The sequence below is a fragment of the Streptomyces iakyrus genome (assembly GCF_000717055.1).
In the GTDB taxonomy this organism is placed as follows: Bacteria; Actinomycetota; Actinomycetes; order Streptomycetales; family Streptomycetaceae; genus Streptomyces; species Streptomyces iakyrus.
Genome location: NZ_JNXI01000011.1, coordinates 92,123 through 106,402, shown reverse-complemented (window position 1 = coordinate 106,402; position 14,280 = coordinate 92,123). Strand labels below are relative to the sequence as shown.

Genomic DNA, 14,280 nt, shown 5'->3' with positions numbered 1-14,280 from the left:
GCTACACCGCCTCCGCGACCCCCGTGAGCAGGACCATCCCCGAGCCACCGTAGTCGGGCAGGGCTGGGTCCACGTCGATGTGGGTGACGTCCAGGTCCCGGGTCAGGGGCGTGAAGACCTCCGTCACGGTCGCCGGGTTCACCGGGCAGCCGGGCCAGCGGGAGGCCGGACCGATGCGGTACGTCGGCATGTTCTCCATGAACGCGGCCACCAGGTGGCCGCCCGGCCGGACCGTGCGGACGAAGGCGCGGCAGAAGTCGGTGAACTCCGCGAAGTCCTCCGTGACGCTCTCGGCGACGAAGTGCATGGAGGCGAGTCCGTACGCGCCCGGCGGCAGGGTCCGCACGTCGGCGTGGACGATGTTCACCGGGGCCAGCGCCCCGGCGAGGGTCGTGGGCACCTCCGGGTTCAGCCGCCGGCACAGGGTGTGGAAGGGCAGCCAGCTCGCGTCGAGCCGGTGGCAGATCTGGTCCTCCAGGTAGGCGATGTTGCTCGCTCCGGCCTCCACGGCGTCGATCCTGCGGCACGCGGCGGACGCCAGTATGAGCGGGTACAGGTTGGGTCCCGCCCTGAACTCCACCGAACGGGCGATCCGGCCGGACGGGAGGCCCCGGTAGAACGCGGAATGGTGCGCGATCACCGCCGCGTCCGACGCGTGCACCTCGCGGTAGTTCTCCGCGAGGTAGTCGGAGACCGGCCAGCGGTCCCAGTCCACGTCGTCGTTGTGCGTCGTCATGGCCGTCCAGCCCTTCAGCCGCAGCGGGAAGCGTTCAGTTCCGTCTCCTTCACGACCATGGGGCCGGCCTTTCCCGTGATGAGTGCGATCAAGAGGACCCTAGGGCGCCGGGGCGCGGGGCGAAAGGAACGGGGCCGCAGGCCGGCAGGGTGCCGCCGGGCCGGAAAACCGTTTGCCGTGCGGCCCGGGCGGCTGCTGAGGTCTGCCTATGGATCATGCCGAGTTGCTCGCCCTGTTCGACCGGAACCTGCGTGCGGGAGCGCGGCCGGACGGGCCCGGCGCCCGGGTCGAGCGGACCGGCGGCGTCGTCCGCCAGGTCGCCACCCCGCACGGCTGGAACGGCATCGTGTGGTCCGCCCTCGACGAGGCCGGGGCGGACGCGGCGATCGCCGCGCAGATCGGCCACTACACCGGCCTCGGCCTCGACTTCGAGTGGAAGCTGTACGGGCACGACCGCCCGGCCGACCTCGGGCGGCGGCTCTGCGCGGCCGGGTTCACGCCCGGGCCCGAGGAGACGCTGATGATCGGCGAAGCCGACGGCCTGGCCCACTGCGCCGAACCGCCCGAGGGTGTGCGCGTCGTGCCGGTCACCGGCCCGGCGGGCGTCGATCTCGTGGCCGACGTCCACGAGAAGGCCTTCGGCGCGGACAGCTCCTGGCTGCGCCATCAGCTCCTCGCCCGGCTGGCGGCGGACCCGGACACCGTCGTCGCCGTCGTGGCGATGGCCGGCGGTGAGCCGGTGAGCGCGGCCCGCATGGAACTCGTAGCCGGCACGCCCTTCGCCGGGCTGTGGGGCGGCGGCACCGTCCGGGACTGGCGGGGCCGCGGCATCTACCGCACGCTGGTGGCGCACCGCGCCCGCGCCGCCGCGGCCCGCGGCTACCGCTACCTCCAGGTCGACGCCTCCAGCCAGAGCCGGCCGATCCTGCAACGCCTCGGCTTCGTGCCGCTGACGACCACGACGCCGTACGAGTACACCTCGTAGCCGATCGGGGCGGTGCGGATGTCACGTCCGGGGCCGCCCGGTCCGTCGTAGTGGCATGACGACGAACGAGACGAGCCAGAGCATCCTCCTCGCCGGCATGAGCGGCGTCCTCGGCCGGCACATCACCCGCGCCCTGACCGAGGCGGGCCACAAGGTCACCGGCCTCGGCAGAAGCCGGGAGAACGGCATCCGGGCCGACCTCATGGACCGTGACGCGCTGCTGCGCGCCGTCGACGGGCACCACTTCGACACCGTGGTCCACGCCGCGACGGCCCTGCGCAAACCCCCCGTGAGGGACCGCGACATGTACGCCACCGATGCCCTGCGCACCGAGGGCACGGCCCACCTCGTCGAGGCCGCCCGCGCCACCGGCGCCCGCCGCTTCGTCGTGGAGTCCATGGCCTTCGGCTATGGCTACGGCGACCACGGCGACCGCCCGCTCACCGAGGACGACCCCTTCGGCCCGCGCGGCGCCACACCACCGCTGGAGCGGCACATCGCCGGCATGCGGACCAAGGAGCGGCTCGCCTTCGAAGCGGAGGCCCTGGACGGCATCGCCCTGCGCCTCGGCCTGTTCTACGGCCCCGGCGGCACCGAAGCCCTGCTGCACCTGCTGCGCCGACGGCAGCTGCCCCTGCCCGACGACCGGGGCCGGGTGCTGCCGTGGGTGGAGCTCACGGACGCCGCCCGCGCGGTGGTGGCCGCCGTGGAGCGCGGCCGGCCGGGGCAGGCGTACAACATCGCGGACGACACCCCCATGGGGTTCCGCGCCCACGTCGAGGCGGTGGCCCGGACCTTCGGACTGCCGAAGCCGGTGAACGTGCCGCTGTGGCTTCTGAAGCCCATGTCGTACGTGCACACGGTGATGTCGTCCCGGCTGCGCGTGTCCTGCGCGAAGGCGGAGCGCGAACTCGGCTGGACGCCGCACTACGCGTCGAGCCACGAGGGGCTCGCCGCGCTGCGGCGGACGAGTCACCTCTGAGCTCCGCACGGCCAGGGGTGGACGTGGGCGGGCCGGTCCGGGAGACGGACCGGCCTTCGGCTCCTTTCCGGCGTCCGCTACGGCCTCGGCGAGGCCTTCGCCGCCGTTCCGGCGCACACCAGCCCGAGGACCACGGCCAGTGCACCGATGATGATGTTGTTCCACACGACACCGGCGTCCGGGCTTTCGCCCACGATCCACGGCGAGATGATCATCCAGACCCCGAGGGCACACATGGCCCAGCTCAGGCCGTACATGCGCTCCGGAGCACGGGTGAAGCCGAGCGCCAGCAGGCCGATCGCGATACCCATGATCAGGTTGTGGGTCACGAGTGCCGGCTGGCTGGTCGTGTAGTGGACTATCCAGGGGGAGGCGGCGCAGTACAGACCGAGCAGGAACACCGGTCCGTCCACGAGCGCCACATCGCGGCCACCGAGCACGCGGGCGTACCGGTCCCGCATCTCGGAGGCATCGGGGTGGCTGGTGATGTCACCTCTGGTGGGCGAGACGTTGGCCATGACTCGTCTCCTTCATGGTGCAGGGCGCCCGCGTCTGGAGGGGTATGCGGTAAACGCCGCGTAAGCATCATTCTGCTCTTATGTCCTCTTTATGTGTAGGGGTCTGTGAAAGGCAGGGAATCTACCCGGCGGTACATGGCCGGCCGGATCGGGGGCATCCGGATGTGTACGACAGCGACCGATCGACGTCGCCCGGCGGGCGGCGCGGGACAGGGGAGGGCAGCGGACGTGACTGCGGCCATCAGCGCGAAGGTGTTGGAGCGGTTCCCGGCGGGGTCTCCGCGCGGATCGTGGCCCGCGGAGGAGTACGCGGCCCGCCGCCGCGCCGAGGGCGAGGCCGCCACCGTCGTGATGGATCTGGAGTCGGACGCCTTCCTCGTGGTCGTCCCGGCGGACGAGGACTGAATTCCTCCGCCCCGCACGGCCTTTCAGGCCGCCTTTCGTGAAATCCGCGGTCCGGGATACGAGATGGGCCGCGGATTTCTTGACGGGCGTCGTCTCCCACTGCCACGATCCATGGCATGACCATGCGACTGGACCTCACGCGGCGACGCCACGTCGACCTCGCGCGCGTCTCCAGCGCCTCCTGTCGCGCCGCAGCCTGAGTCTTCCGGCTCGCCGTTTCTTCTCACCGCCTCATCCGCCGTCGGACGACTCTCGTCGTGCCGAGAGGACGCCCTGTGCGGTGAATTTCCCTCACGCCTGAATTCGGCGCTCCAGCACGCCCTTTTGCAGTGGCGTCCCCGAATTCGGTGGTGCCCCGCGCAGTCGCGCCCTCTCCCGGAAGAGAGAACCCATGGCCACCGTCCTGTCCGTCTCCGGCAGCCCCTCCGCCTCCTCCCGCACCAGCCGGCTGCTGCGCCACCTCGACCAGCGGCTTGTGGCCCAGGGCCACGACGTGATTCCGCTCGACGTCCGTACGATCCCCGCCGAAGCCCTCCTCGGCGCGGACTTCCGCCACCCCGCCATCGTCGAGGCCACCGAGCTGTTCGCGCGGGCCGACGGCGTCGTCGTCGGCACCCCCGTGTACAAGGCGTCATACTCCGGTGTCCTGAAGGCCTTGCTGGACCTGCTCCCGCAGTACGCCCTCGCCGGGAAGACCGTGCTGCCGCTCGCCACCGGCGGCAGCGTCGCCCATGTCCTGGCCATCGACTACGCGCTGCGCCCGGTCCTCACCTCCATGGGCGCGGCCCACATCGTGCAGGGCTGGTTCACCGTCGACAAGGACCTCGCCGTGCAGGACGACGGCTCCCTGGCCGTCGCGCCGGCCGCCACCGAGGCACTCGGCCAGGTGGTCGACCAGTTCTCCGCCGCCCTCGGCCGCACCCCGCTGCTTGCCGTCGCCGGCTGACCCCGCCCCCTCGCCGCACCACCCCTCGATCGGAGACCCCGTGTCCCTCACCTTCCACTGGTTCCTGCCCACCAACGGCGACAGCCGCCATGTCGTCGGCGGCGGTCACGGCACCCCGGCCACCGCGTCCGGGCGGGACCGGCCGCCGACGGTCGCGTACCTGAGCCAGATCGCCCGGGCCGCCGAGGAGGTGGGCTTCGCGGGTGCCCTCACGCCCACCGGCGCCTGGTGCGAGGACGCGTGGCTCACCACGGCGATGGTCGCCCAGCACTCCGAACGCCTGAAGTTCCTCGTCGCCTTCCGGCCGGGGCTGATCTCACCCACGCTCGCCGCGCAGATGGCCACCACCTTCCAGCGGCAGACCGGCGGCCGGCTGCTGCTCAACGTCGTCACCGGCGGCGAGAACAAGGAGCAGCGCGCCTTCGGGGACTTCCTGGACAAGGACGGCCGATACCGCCGCACCGGCGAGTTCCTGCACGTCCTCAGGGGCTTGTGGGAGGGCAGGACCGTCGACCTGCACGGCGAGCACATCCGGGTGGAAGGCGCGGCGCCGGCCCGAGTTCCCGACCCCGTGCCCGAGGTCTACTTCGGCGGCTCCTCGCCCATCGCCGGTGAGATCGCCGCCCGCCACTCCGACGTCTACCTCACCTGGGGCGAACCGCCCGCCCAGGTCGCCGAGAAGATCACCCGGATCCGGTCGCTGGCCGAAGCACAGGGCCGCACCCTGCGCTTCGGCATCCGGCTGCACGTCATCACCCGCGACACCGCCGAACAGGCGTGGGCCGAGGCGGACCGACTGCTCGACGGCTTCGACCCGGAGGTGGTGGCGTCGGTGCAGGCCGGCCTCGCCCGCAGCGAGTCCGAGGGGCAGCAGCGCATGCTCGCCCTGCACGGCGGCCGCCGCGACCGCCTGGAGATCCACCCCAACCTGTGGGCCGGAATCGGCCTGGTGCGCGGCGGGGCGGGCACCGCCCTGGTCGGCAGCCACGACGAGGTGGCCGAGCGGATCAGGGAGTACCACGCCCTGGGGGTCGACGAGTTCATCCTCTCCGGCTATCCGCACCTGGAGGAGGCGTACTGGTTCGGCGAGGGCGTCCTGCCGCGCCTCGCCGCGCAGGGACTGTGGCGGCACCCCGCGGGCCGGGAGACCGCTCCCGCCGCTCAGGCTCCGTTCGTGCCGGTCGCGAGCTGACACCTCGCGGATCGCACGCAAAGATCAACCCTGGCAAGGGACTTGGGCGTCCTGGTCACCGAGAGGGCGGGCCCGCCGCCCTCTCGGTGACCAGGAGGCCATCATGCAGCAGCGCGCCGCACGCACCGTCGCGATCGCCCTGGCCGTGGCGCTGTCCGCCGGTACGGCGGCCCTCGCCCCGGCAGCGCAGGCGGCAGGACCGACGCACGGCCACGAGGCCACCCGGAGCGCGTTACGCGCTCTCGTCGAGAAGGGCGGACTCCCCGGAGCGGCGGCCACGGTCCATGACAGCAAGGGGAGTTGGTTCGGACGCGCCGGCCACGCGGACACCGGCTCGGGCCGCAAGCGGACACCCGGCGAGCACTTCCGCGGGGCCAGCATCACCAAGACGTTCGTCGCGACCGTCCTGCTCCAACTGGAGGCGGAAGGCAGACTGGACCTGGACGACACGGTCGAGCGATGGCTGCCGGGCCTGGTGCACGGCAACGGCTATGACGGCAGCAAGGTGACGCTGCGCCAACTCCTCAACCACACCAGTGGCGTTCCGAACCACACCGACGACCCCGACTTCATCCACGACGCCGCGGGGCCCGGATTCCTGGAACACCGGTACGACACCCACACACCCGAGGAACTGGTGGCGATCGCCCTGCGGCGCCCACCGCGGCCCGGCCCGGACAACGAACCGGCGTACTCGAACACCAACTTCATCGTCGCCGGCATGGTCATCGAGAAGGTCACCGGCCGTGGCTACGCCCAGGAGATCACCCGTCGCATCATCCGGCCCCTGAAACTGCGCGGAACGTCGTTCCCGGGCACATCACCCGAGATGCCGAAGCCGCACCCCGTCGGCTACTCCCGGCTCCACCAGGACACGCCCGACGCAGAGATCCACGACGCCACCGAGCAGAACATGACCTGGCTGGGCGCGGCCGGTGACGTCATTTCCACCAGCGGCGACCTGAACCGTTTCCAACGGGCCCTGGTCAAGGGTGACGTGCTGCCCCCGCGGCAGACGAAAGAGATGTTCGACGAGGTCCCGGCCGGCCACGGCATCGGCTTCGGACTCGGAGTCGAGTTCGCGCGGTTGTCCTGCGGTGTGAAGGTGGTCGGCAAGAGCGGCCGTACGAACGGCTCCCTGTCCGCGATGGTCGGCACCGAGGACGGTGAGCACCAGCTCACCTTCAACATCAACGGCGACTGGCTCCCGGACTCCTCGCTCTACATCGACGTCATCGAAGCCGAGTTCTGCGGGAAGGTCCCGTCCCGGACGCACCGGGCGCCGGCCGCGCTCCGCCTCGGCTAGCCGGACGCCAGCGAGCCGAGGTGCCTCCGGCGCGCTTCGGCCGTCTGGCCCTGCACCAGCAGGAACATCCCCTCGCGCGCCAGCCGCTGCGCCCGGCTGCCGAGGTCCATGGCGCGCCCGCCTCCGGCCACGATCGCAGCGGTGGTGGCGGTGCGCAGGAGGTCGTACGCGCGGGTCTTCACGGCCAGTCGCTCCGGTACGCAGCCGGGCGCGGCGGGCTGGTCGGCCAGCGCGTAGGCCTCCCGCCGGATCTCGTCGAGCCGGGCCCGCAGCGACCGGGCCGTCTCCTCGCCGTCCGGGCTCCGCGCCACCAGGTCGAGCGCCGCGTCCGCCACCCCGAACACGGCCGGACTGGCGTTGGCGGCCCGGGGAAGGTCGACCAGAGCGAATTCCTCCTGCGTGGTGCGCAGCACGACGGACTCGTCCGGAACCCACAGGCCATCCAGCTCCAGGGACACCGTGCGCGCGGCGGTGAGGGCCGCGAGCCGCATCGGCGCCGAGGGCGTCAGCCCCGGCTGCTCGCGGGCCTCGGCGAACACGAACACCACCTCGGCCGAGTCCGTCACCCCGGCCAGCAGCATCACGTCGTTCAGCCCCCAGCCGGTGTACCAGGGCACCCGGCCCTCGAACCGCCAGCCGCCCTTCTCTGCGACGGCCCGCACGGGCACCCGGGGGAAGGCACGGACGTGGGCGAACGCGATGCCGGCCATCAGCTCGCCGGTCGCCAGCGGGCGCAGCAGCTTCTCCCGGACGGGGGAGTCGTAGGTGGTGAGCAGCTTCACCGGCGTGTGGTGCTGTGTCTGCACGAACCATGTGGAGCAGCACGCCCCGGCCAGGATCTCCGCGGTCTCCCGCGCCACGGCCACGGGCGCGTCCGCCCCGCCGTACTCCCGCGGCGCGACCACCCCCAGCAGCCCTGCCCGCTTCACCGCCTCGACATGGCTCGCGGGCACCCCCTCCTGGTCGACGCGCTCGGCCTGTGGGACGAGGAGATCGCGCGCCAGTCGCTGCGCGCCGGTGACGAGGGGATGGGGTGTGGTGGTCATGGGAGGAATTCTCGCGGTCGAGCGGCGCGGGGCGCTGATCCGGGGGCGTGTCGTCGTCGGGCCCCGGCCGGCGCTGCTCTGCGGCCAGGCGGCCACGCGGCCAGGCGGTGGGGCGCCGGGCCGTCAGGCCGCCTGCGACCCGACGCTCATGCCGAGGGCCGCATTCCGCCACGCCTCATATGTGGCCCTTCCAGCCGTGCGGGGAACAGCCGGACCGGTCGGCGCGGTTGCATGGTCCGAGGGACCGGCGCCGCGCGGGCGGGGAAGCACGGAGACCGTGAGGTCGTCCACCCTGCGGGGATCCGGGCACCAGGTGTGTGGTGGCTCGCCGAGCACTTTGATCACGACATATGTCTGCAGGAGGACTGCTTCATGACCGACCGGCCTTTGACGCTCATGGCTGTGCACGCGCACCCCGACGACGAGGCCACCGGAACCGGCGGTGTCCTCGCGCGGTACGCGGCGGAAGGCATCCGTACGGTTCTCGTGACATGCACCGACGGTGCTTGCGGTGACGGACCGGGGGGTGTCAAGCCCGGGGATCCCGGACACGATTCGGCGGCCGTCGCCTTGATGCGCCGTCAAGAACTCCAGGCGAGCTGTGACGTGCTGAAGATCAGTGATCTGGAGATGCTGGACTACGCTGACTCCGGAATGGCCGGCTGGCCGAGCAACGACGCCCCCGGTGCCTTCTGGCAGACCCCCGTGCAGGAAGGTGCGGCCCGGCTCGCGGAACTCATGCGGCACTATCGGCCCGATGTGGTCGTCACCTACGACGAGAACGGCTTCTACGGTCACCCTGACCACATCCAGGCCCACCGCATCACCATGGCGGCGCTGGAGATGACCACGCTGTCACCGAAGGTGTACTGGACGACGATGCCCCGCTCGATGATGCGGCGGTTCGGCGAGCTCATGAGCGAGTTCGGTGAGGACATGCCGGAGCCGGATCCTGCCGAGGCCGCCGCGCTGGCCGAGATCGGCCTCCCCGACGATGAGATCACCACATGGGTGGACACCACCGCGTTCAGCGGCCAGAAGTTCGACGCGCTGGCCGCGCACGCCAGTCAGGGCGAGAACATCTTCTTCCTCAGGATGGGCAAGGAGAGGTTCGGCGAACTGATGGGCATGGAGACCTTCCTGCGCGTCCAGGACACCACCGGCGCGGCCACACCCGAGAACGACCTCTTCGCCGGACTTCGCTGACCCGCCCGACCGTTGATGCGGTGTCCCGGTCCGTGGCCGGCCGCTGCCCGCGGCGCCATGTGGCGCCGCGGGCAAGTCCGTCAGGCGGCGAGGAGGTTGAAACCGGTCAGCGGAGGCCCGTAGACCTTCTGGGCACCCACCCGGTCGATTTCGGAGATGGCGAGTTCCCGCGATCCCAGCCCACCGCAGAAGTAGTGCATGACGGATTGCGGGTCGTACTGCGTCAGGTCCACCGTTCCCTCGGTGGATTCGTCGGGGCATACGGCGGGCGCGCCCGAGCGGATGTGTTCGTGCCGGAAGCCGATGGCATGGCCCAACTCATGCCGTAGTACGCCTACGCGGTCGAAACTGGTGGTCTGGTACGACGGGTCGATGAAAACGCGCCTGCGGTTCTCCGGGTCGTTGGGAAAGAACGCCGCGGCGATGAACTGGCCCCCGGAGTCGAGGTGCCGCACCGGGAAGACGACTTCGGGCGGCCGCAGCGCATCACTGTCGTCGGCGGTTTCGACGTGCTCGAACTGCACGCCGCAGGTCGCCGACCAGTCGTCGGTGGCGCGTCGCATGTTCTCGACGACCGACTCGTACCACTCCCGCTCCGGGAAGGTCTTGCGCAGGACGCAGTACTTCAGGACCGTGCCCGGTTCCCAGCGGACGATCCTGCCGTCCTGCATGATGCCGAGCAGACCGCTGCTCGGCTGCCCGAGCGGACTGATACCGCTGCCGATGGTGCCCACCCCTGTCCGTGCCAGCTGCCGGGCGGCCTCGCGCTGTGCCCGCAGTGCCTTCTGCGCCTCGATGTAGACATCGAGTTCGTCGGCGTCGAGCAGCAGGTCACCCTCTACCCGGTAGAACACCTGGCCGTCGATCACGATCTCGGGCCGCCGTACCTCGGAGCTATCTGTCATTTTCCGCACCTTCTTCGAACAGTTGCGGCCGGAAAAGCCTTATCCACTCGACCATCATCTGGTCACGATCCATGAGCTGGTCACCCCGGGCCACCCGGAACGACTCCGCGTCCACTTCGACGAGGGGGAAGCTGTCATTCCAGGCGATGAATTCCGGCAGCGACGCCACGGAATCACGCAGCCCGGGGTGCCGGTCCAGCATGCGGCTTTCCTGTGTCCGCTGTTCACTCGCGCCGTTGTCGTCGGGCACTGATTCTCTCCGGAAGGTTCCGTGCTCCCATCTCGGTCACTGCCAGAGCACGCTTGCCCGTATCTTGATGTCGGAGTTCCACTGGATGGATCCCACTATTTCCAGGATTCCATCGTCGTGGGGAACGACGTTGGCGACGCTCATCGTGGCCAACCCCCGGAAGGGGACATTGTTCCCGTCCACTTCGCAGAGCGACACGACCGCACGGCTGTACGACTTGAGGGTGGGGCCGCAGATGAGCCGCCTTGCGAAGACGCCGTGCGCGGGGAAGAAGAACGTTGTGTAATCGACGATCTGCTGCTCTCCGCCGGATTCTCCATCCGGTTCCAGGAGTTCGTCCCGGACGTCGATGTCGACCTGTTCCGGGGATGCGTGCGAAACCATGAGATGCCCGCTTTCTGATGGGCGTCAACGCTTCTCCCGTGTCTCTTGCCGAGGCATGCGGGCGACCGCGCCGAGAAGTTGACGCCGGAACGAAATGATTTTTGCGAAAGGTGAGCCAAATTTGCACTTCCGCAAGTGCGGTCTGCTTTCAGATTACGCTCCGACCTGCAATCTTGCAGCACGGAACGCTGTCCGATCCCGCCCCGTCGGCAGGGCGTCAAGCAGGGGATCTGTCGATATCTTGTCCCATATTGAAATATGCGGCGGGGGTCGCACACGGCCTCTTCCGGGCCGCCGAAAGGGGCGATTTCACTGATCCGGGCCCGGCGGCGCGTCCTCGAACCCCTCTTGCGGTGCAGATCGCGTCTCACGCGGCAGGAGTGCTGCTGGTCCAGGAGGCCGGAGGCGTCGTGACCGACCTCGTCTCAGCCGGCTTGACAGAGTCCTTGCGGTGCCGCAGGGATCTTTGGTGGCCGGGGCGGTGAGGACGCGCAGCGTCGAAATGCAGCCGTCGCGAGCGTTGACGCATAAACCGTGCCGATCAGACCTAGGCCCTGTCGCCCTGGGAGCGCGCCTCCAGCTCCGTGAGCACGTCGAAGTCGAGCCCGTCGGCCCGCGCCAGGTAGATCCGCTGGCGCACATGAGCGTCGCGCAGGTGCAGCAGCCCACGCGGACCCTCGTACGACACCGCCCCCGCCCCGGCCGCCGCGCCGACCGCCGAGACGTCCAGCGCCCCGGCCCGCTGCAGCAGCGCGGCCAGCAGCAGCACGCCCTCGTAGCAGGACTCCCCGAGGCTGCCGAGGGCGGGCGCCTCGACGCCGTAGCGGGCGGCGTACCGTCCGTGGAAGTCGAGGGTGTCGCGATTGGCCAGTGAGGCGAAGAACCCGGCCGTGCTGTAGAGGTCCTCGGTGGCCTCCGGGCCGCTCGCCACCAGCATGTTCTCGTCCATCAGCGTGCTCAGCCGCAGACAGCGCGCGGGCAGGCCGTACGCGGCGAACGCCCGGTTGAAGCGCACCGCGTCACTGCCGACGAGCAGCATCAGCACCGCGTCGGCGTCCGAGCGTTCGACTCGGCGCAGCACCGGCTCGAAGTCGTGGGTGCCGAGCGGGAGATAGGCCTCGCCGGCGACGCACCCGCCGCAGCCCCGGGCGTATCCGCGGGCCGAGCGGGCCGTGTGCCGCGGCCACACGTAGTCGTTGCCCACCACGAACCAGCGCCGCACCCCGCGCTCGCGCGCCAGCAGATCCATCGCCGGCCGGAGTTGGTCGCGCGGGGTCTCGCTGGTCAGGAACACCCCCGCCGTGTCCTCCCCGCCCTCGTACAGCGCGGTGTACACGTACGGGACACGGTGCGCGATCCGCGGTGCCAGTGCCCGCCGTATGGAGGAGATGTGCCAGCCCGTGACGCCCTGCACGGCGCCCAGGTCCACCAGTGCCTCGACCTCGTCGGCGATGGCGTGCGGCGCGCCCGAGCCGTCGACCGGCACCAGCCGGAGCTGTCTGCCGAGCACACCCCCGTCCCGGTTGACCTCCTCGGCGGCCAGCCGCGCACACAGCTCACACGTGGGCCCGAAGATTCCGGCCGGACCCTGCAGCGGGAATACGAGGGCCACGCCGAGCACGTCGTCGTCGGCCGTGAACCACTCGGGCCCGGGAAGGTCGCGGCGGAACATGGCGTCATGATTCCGGCTCCCCGGGACGAACTCCAGTGCGTCTCCTACGATGGACACCCCTCGGCACCTAGGAGAGCAGGGATGCCCAGCCCCACCCCGCGTCGGCCCGACGACCTCGTGCAGTTGCTGACGCGGGCCGAACGGCTCGCGGCGCGGCGATTGCAGGGCGTGCTGGAGGCGGAGGGCTGCTCGCTGGACGCGTGGCGGGTGCTGGCCTCGCTGTCGGACGGCGAGGGGCACCACATGACAGGGCTCGCGGAGGCCGCCTTCCTGCCGCCGCCGACGCTGACCAAGCTGGTCGACCAGCTCGTCGATCAGAACCTCGTGCACCGCAGGGTCGATCCGTTCGACCGGCGCCGTATCCTCGCCCATCTCACCCCGCGCGGCCAGGAGTACTGGCAGCGCGTCGACCGTGCGGTCCGCGTCGCCCGGCCCTCGCTCGGCGAAGGCGACGACGACCTGCTGCGGTCCCTGCTGGACCGGCTGGCGGCGACGCTGGAGGACCCGGCGCACGTGTGAGAGCTCCAGGACGCCCGACGGCACGCACGGGTCACGATCACGCCGGCCCGATCGGGGAATGACGGGCCGTCAACCAGCCCGGACCCCAACAGGTCTATACCTGACTGGTCTACACCCTTGACTGGTACAGACCAACGCGGTTGAGTGTGGCTCCACAGCCCCCCACCACGGCCGCCCCCACGCCGTGACCGGACCCCCGGTGCGTGCGGTCGAGGGCCCGCTTCGCCCTGCCCTCGTCAGGGTGCGGCCGTGCTCCGCGAAGGAGTTGAACCCGTGTCGAGACGCCGTATCTCCGCAGTCCTGGCCACCCTCGCCCTCGCCGGCACCGCGCCGGTGCTCCTGCCCGCCTCGAACGCCTCGGCCGCCGCCTGCTCCAGCTACCCGAACTGGACAGCCGGTAAGTCGTACAACGCCGGTGACATCGTCCGCTACACCGACGGCAAGGCGTACATCGCCGAGCACGCGAACCCGGGCTACGACCCGGTCATCAGCACCTGGTACTGGGAGCCGTACGCCTGCGACAGCGGTCCCGGCACGCCCAATGCGCGCTTCGTGGTGAGCGAGGCCCAGTTCAACCAGATGTTCCCGAACCGGAATTCGTTCTACAGCTACAGCGGGCTCACCGCTGCCCTCGGTGCCTACCCCGGCTTCGCCAACACCGGCAGCGACACGGTGAAGAAGCAGGAGGCCGCCGCCTTCCTCGCCAACGTCAGCCACGAGACCGGCGGTCTGGTGCACGTGGTGGAGCAGAACACCGCCAACTACCCGCACTACTGCGACTGGGGGCGGCCCTACGGCTGTCCGGCCGGGCAGGCCGCCTACTACGGGCGCGGCCCGATCCAGCTGAGCTGGAACTTCAACTACAAGGCCGCGGGCGACGCGCTCGGCATCGACCTGCTGAACAACCCCTGGCTGGTGCAGAACGACTCGGCCGTCGCCTGGAAGACCGCCCTGTGGTACTGGAACACCCAGACCGGCCCCGGTTCCATGACACCGCACAACGCCATGGTGAACGGCGCCGGGTTCGGCCAGACGATCCGCAGCATCAACGGCTCCCTGGAGTGCGACGGAAAGAACCCGGCGCAGGTGCAGAGCCGCGTGAACAACTACCAGCGGTTCACGCAGATCCTCGGCACGTCACCCGGAGGCAACCTGTACTGCTGACGCGGGACCGTGCGGCGTGGTCTCATGCCGGATGTCATGAACCTGACGGTTGACCGAAGGGCAT

17 protein-coding genes are annotated in these 14,280 nt (G+C 70.4%); 10 read left to right on the top strand and 7 right to left on the bottom strand.

The features are described 5' to 3' along the window. Nucleotide 1: 1 nt before the first annotated feature. Nucleotides 2-736, bottom strand: a complete 735-nt coding sequence (locus OO68_RS18345) for a hypothetical protein (RefSeq protein ID WP_033309460.1) — start codon at nucleotides 734-736, stop codon at nucleotides 2-4. 208 nt (nucleotides 737-944) lie between these two features. Between OO68_RS18345 and OO68_RS18340 the strand changes: the two genes are divergently transcribed. Both OO68_RS18340 and OO68_RS18335 read left to right on the top strand, forming a co-directional pair. Then, the gene (locus tag OO68_RS18340; protein WP_033309459.1) at nucleotides 945-1,721 is read left to right on the top strand and encodes a GNAT family N-acetyltransferase; all 777 of its coding nucleotides are present in this window, start codon (nucleotides 945-947) and stop codon (nucleotides 1,719-1,721) included. Nucleotides 1,722-1,776: 55 nt separating this feature from the next. Next, entirely contained in the window at nucleotides 1,777-2,703 is a 927-nt protein-coding gene (locus OO68_RS18335; protein WP_033309458.1) for an NAD-dependent epimerase/dehydratase family protein, read from the top strand. 77 nt (nucleotides 2,704-2,780) lie between these two features. Here the strand turns inward: OO68_RS18335 and OO68_RS18330 are convergent, their stop codons facing one another. Then, complete coding sequence (locus OO68_RS18330; protein ID WP_033309457.1) at nucleotides 2,781-3,221, bottom strand: SPW repeat protein; 441 nt, start codon at nucleotides 3,219-3,221, stop codon at nucleotides 2,781-2,783. A 240-nt stretch (nucleotides 3,222-3,461) separates the two neighbouring features. On the opposite strand from OO68_RS18330, the gene OO68_RS46835 reads away from it, so the two are divergent. The 5 genes from OO68_RS46835 (at nucleotide 3,462) to OO68_RS18315 (ending at nucleotide 7,070) form a co-directional block, all read left to right on the top strand. Further along, complete coding sequence (locus OO68_RS46835; RefSeq protein WP_490723321.1) at nucleotides 3,462-3,626, top strand: DUF8839 family protein; 165 nt, start codon at nucleotides 3,462-3,464, stop codon at nucleotides 3,624-3,626. Between the two features lie 116 nt (nucleotides 3,627-3,742). Further along, nucleotides 3,743-3,826 (top strand): putative leader peptide, encoded by an 84-nt coding sequence (locus OO68_RS48610; protein WP_350710819.1) that lies wholly within the window; start codon nucleotides 3,743-3,745, stop codon nucleotides 3,824-3,826. A gap of 191 nt (nucleotides 3,827-4,017) precedes the next feature. Continuing rightward, entirely contained in the window at nucleotides 4,018-4,572 is a 555-nt protein-coding gene (gene ssuE, locus OO68_RS18325; protein WP_033309456.1) for an NADPH-dependent FMN reductase, read from the top strand. 40 nt (nucleotides 4,573-4,612) lie between these two features. Beyond that, the gene (locus OO68_RS18320; RefSeq protein ID WP_033309455.1) at nucleotides 4,613-5,764 is read left to right on the top strand and encodes an LLM class flavin-dependent oxidoreductase; all 1,152 of its coding nucleotides are present in this window, start codon (nucleotides 4,613-4,615) and stop codon (nucleotides 5,762-5,764) included. A 103-nt stretch (nucleotides 5,765-5,867) separates the two neighbouring features. Then, complete coding sequence (locus OO68_RS18315; RefSeq protein WP_033309454.1) at nucleotides 5,868-7,070, top strand: serine hydrolase domain-containing protein; 1,203 nt, start codon at nucleotides 5,868-5,870, stop codon at nucleotides 7,068-7,070. Here OO68_RS18315 and OO68_RS18310 read toward each other — a convergent pair. Continuing rightward, nucleotides 7,067-8,116 carry an acyl-CoA dehydrogenase family protein gene (locus OO68_RS18310; protein WP_033309453.1) on the bottom strand — a complete coding sequence of 350 codons (1,050 nt, stop codon included), beginning with the start codon at nucleotides 8,114-8,116 and terminating at the stop codon, nucleotides 7,067-7,069. The two genes, OO68_RS18315 and OO68_RS18310, sit on opposite strands and share 4 nt — an antisense overlap. Before the next feature lie 372 nt (nucleotides 8,117-8,488). On the opposite strand from OO68_RS18310, the gene OO68_RS18305 reads away from it, so the two are divergent. Further along, nucleotides 8,489-9,322 (top strand): PIG-L family deacetylase, encoded by an 834-nt coding sequence (locus OO68_RS18305; RefSeq protein ID WP_033309452.1) that lies wholly within the window; start codon nucleotides 8,489-8,491, stop codon nucleotides 9,320-9,322. An 80-nt stretch (nucleotides 9,323-9,402) separates the two neighbouring features. Here OO68_RS18305 and OO68_RS43130 read toward each other — a convergent pair whose 3' ends face one another. The 4 genes from OO68_RS43130 to OO68_RS18285 all read right to left on the bottom strand — a co-directional run bounded on the left by OO68_RS43130 (nucleotide 9,403) and on the right by OO68_RS18285 (nucleotide 12,533). Further along, nucleotides 9,403-10,227, bottom strand: coding sequence for a M57 family metalloprotease (locus OO68_RS43130; RefSeq protein WP_157852737.1), 825 nt, complete (start codon nucleotides 10,225-10,227; stop codon nucleotides 9,403-9,405). Beyond that, complete coding sequence (locus tag OO68_RS18295; protein WP_157852736.1) at nucleotides 10,217-10,477, bottom strand: hypothetical protein; 261 nt, start codon at nucleotides 10,475-10,477, stop codon at nucleotides 10,217-10,219. Before OO68_RS18295 ends, OO68_RS43130 begins: the two co-directional genes overlap by 11 nt. A gap of 36 nt (nucleotides 10,478-10,513) precedes the next feature. Next, complete coding sequence (locus OO68_RS43125; RefSeq protein WP_051814708.1) at nucleotides 10,514-10,861, bottom strand: hypothetical protein; 348 nt, start codon at nucleotides 10,859-10,861, stop codon at nucleotides 10,514-10,516. A 547-nt stretch (nucleotides 10,862-11,408) separates the two neighbouring features. Then, nucleotides 11,409-12,533: a substrate-binding domain-containing protein gene (locus OO68_RS18285; protein WP_033309450.1), complete on the bottom strand. Its 1,125-nt coding sequence runs from the start codon at nucleotides 12,531-12,533 to the stop codon at nucleotides 11,409-11,411. Between the two features lie 81 nt (nucleotides 12,534-12,614). Here OO68_RS18285 and OO68_RS18280 point away from each other — a divergent pair, with 81 nt between their 5' ends. Together OO68_RS18280 and OO68_RS18275 are read left to right on the top strand one after the other, a co-directional pair. Then, nucleotides 12,615-13,052 carry a MarR family winged helix-turn-helix transcriptional regulator gene (locus tag OO68_RS18280; protein WP_033309449.1) on the top strand — a complete coding sequence of 146 codons (438 nt, stop codon included), beginning with the start codon at nucleotides 12,615-12,617 and terminating at the stop codon, nucleotides 13,050-13,052. A gap of 273 nt (nucleotides 13,053-13,325) precedes the next feature. Beyond that, complete coding sequence (locus OO68_RS18275; RefSeq protein ID WP_033309448.1) at nucleotides 13,326-14,216, top strand: glycoside hydrolase family 19 protein; 891 nt, start codon at nucleotides 13,326-13,328, stop codon at nucleotides 14,214-14,216. The last annotated feature ends 64 nt before the right edge of the window (nucleotides 14,217-14,280 follow it).

What these genes read in the sequence shown, in the direction of transcription:
- OO68_RS18345 (WP_033309460.1), bottom strand. Translation starts at nt 736, where the DNA reads ATGACGACGCACAACGACGACGTGGACTGGGACCGCTGGCCGGTCTCC.
- OO68_RS18340 (WP_033309459.1), top strand. Translation starts at nt 945, where the DNA reads ATGGATCATGCCGAGTTGCTCGCCCTGTTCGACCGGAACCTGCGTGCG.
- OO68_RS18335 (WP_033309458.1), top strand. Translation starts at nt 1,777, where the DNA reads ATGACGACGAACGAGACGAGCCAGAGCATCCTCCTCGCCGGCATGAGC.
- OO68_RS18330 (WP_033309457.1), bottom strand. Translation starts at nt 3,221, where the DNA reads ATGGCCAACGTCTCGCCCACCAGAGGTGACATCACCAGCCACCCCGAT.
- OO68_RS48610 (WP_350710819.1), top strand. Translation starts at nt 3,743, where the DNA reads ATGACCATGCGACTGGACCTCACGCGGCGACGCCACGTCGACCTCGCG.
- ssuE (WP_033309456.1), top strand. Translation starts at nt 4,018, where the DNA reads ATGGCCACCGTCCTGTCCGTCTCCGGCAGCCCCTCCGCCTCCTCCCGC.
- OO68_RS18315 (WP_033309454.1), top strand. Translation starts at nt 5,868, where the DNA reads ATGCAGCAGCGCGCCGCACGCACCGTCGCGATCGCCCTGGCCGTGGCG.
- OO68_RS18310 (WP_033309453.1), bottom strand. Translation starts at nt 8,116, where the DNA reads ATGACCACCACACCCCATCCCCTCGTCACCGGCGCGCAGCGACTGGCG.
- OO68_RS18305 (WP_033309452.1), top strand. Translation starts at nt 8,489, where the DNA reads ATGACCGACCGGCCTTTGACGCTCATGGCTGTGCACGCGCACCCCGAC.
- OO68_RS43130 (WP_157852737.1), bottom strand. Translation starts at nt 10,227, where the DNA reads ATGACAGATAGCTCCGAGGTACGGCGGCCCGAGATCGTGATCGACGGC.
- OO68_RS43125 (WP_051814708.1), bottom strand. Translation starts at nt 10,861, where the DNA reads ATGGTTTCGCACGCATCCCCGGAACAGGTCGACATCGACGTCCGGGAC.
- OO68_RS18285 (WP_033309450.1), bottom strand. Translation starts at nt 12,533, where the DNA reads ATGTTCCGCCGCGACCTTCCCGGGCCCGAGTGGTTCACGGCCGACGAC.
- OO68_RS18280 (WP_033309449.1), top strand. Translation starts at nt 12,615, where the DNA reads ATGCCCAGCCCCACCCCGCGTCGGCCCGACGACCTCGTGCAGTTGCTG.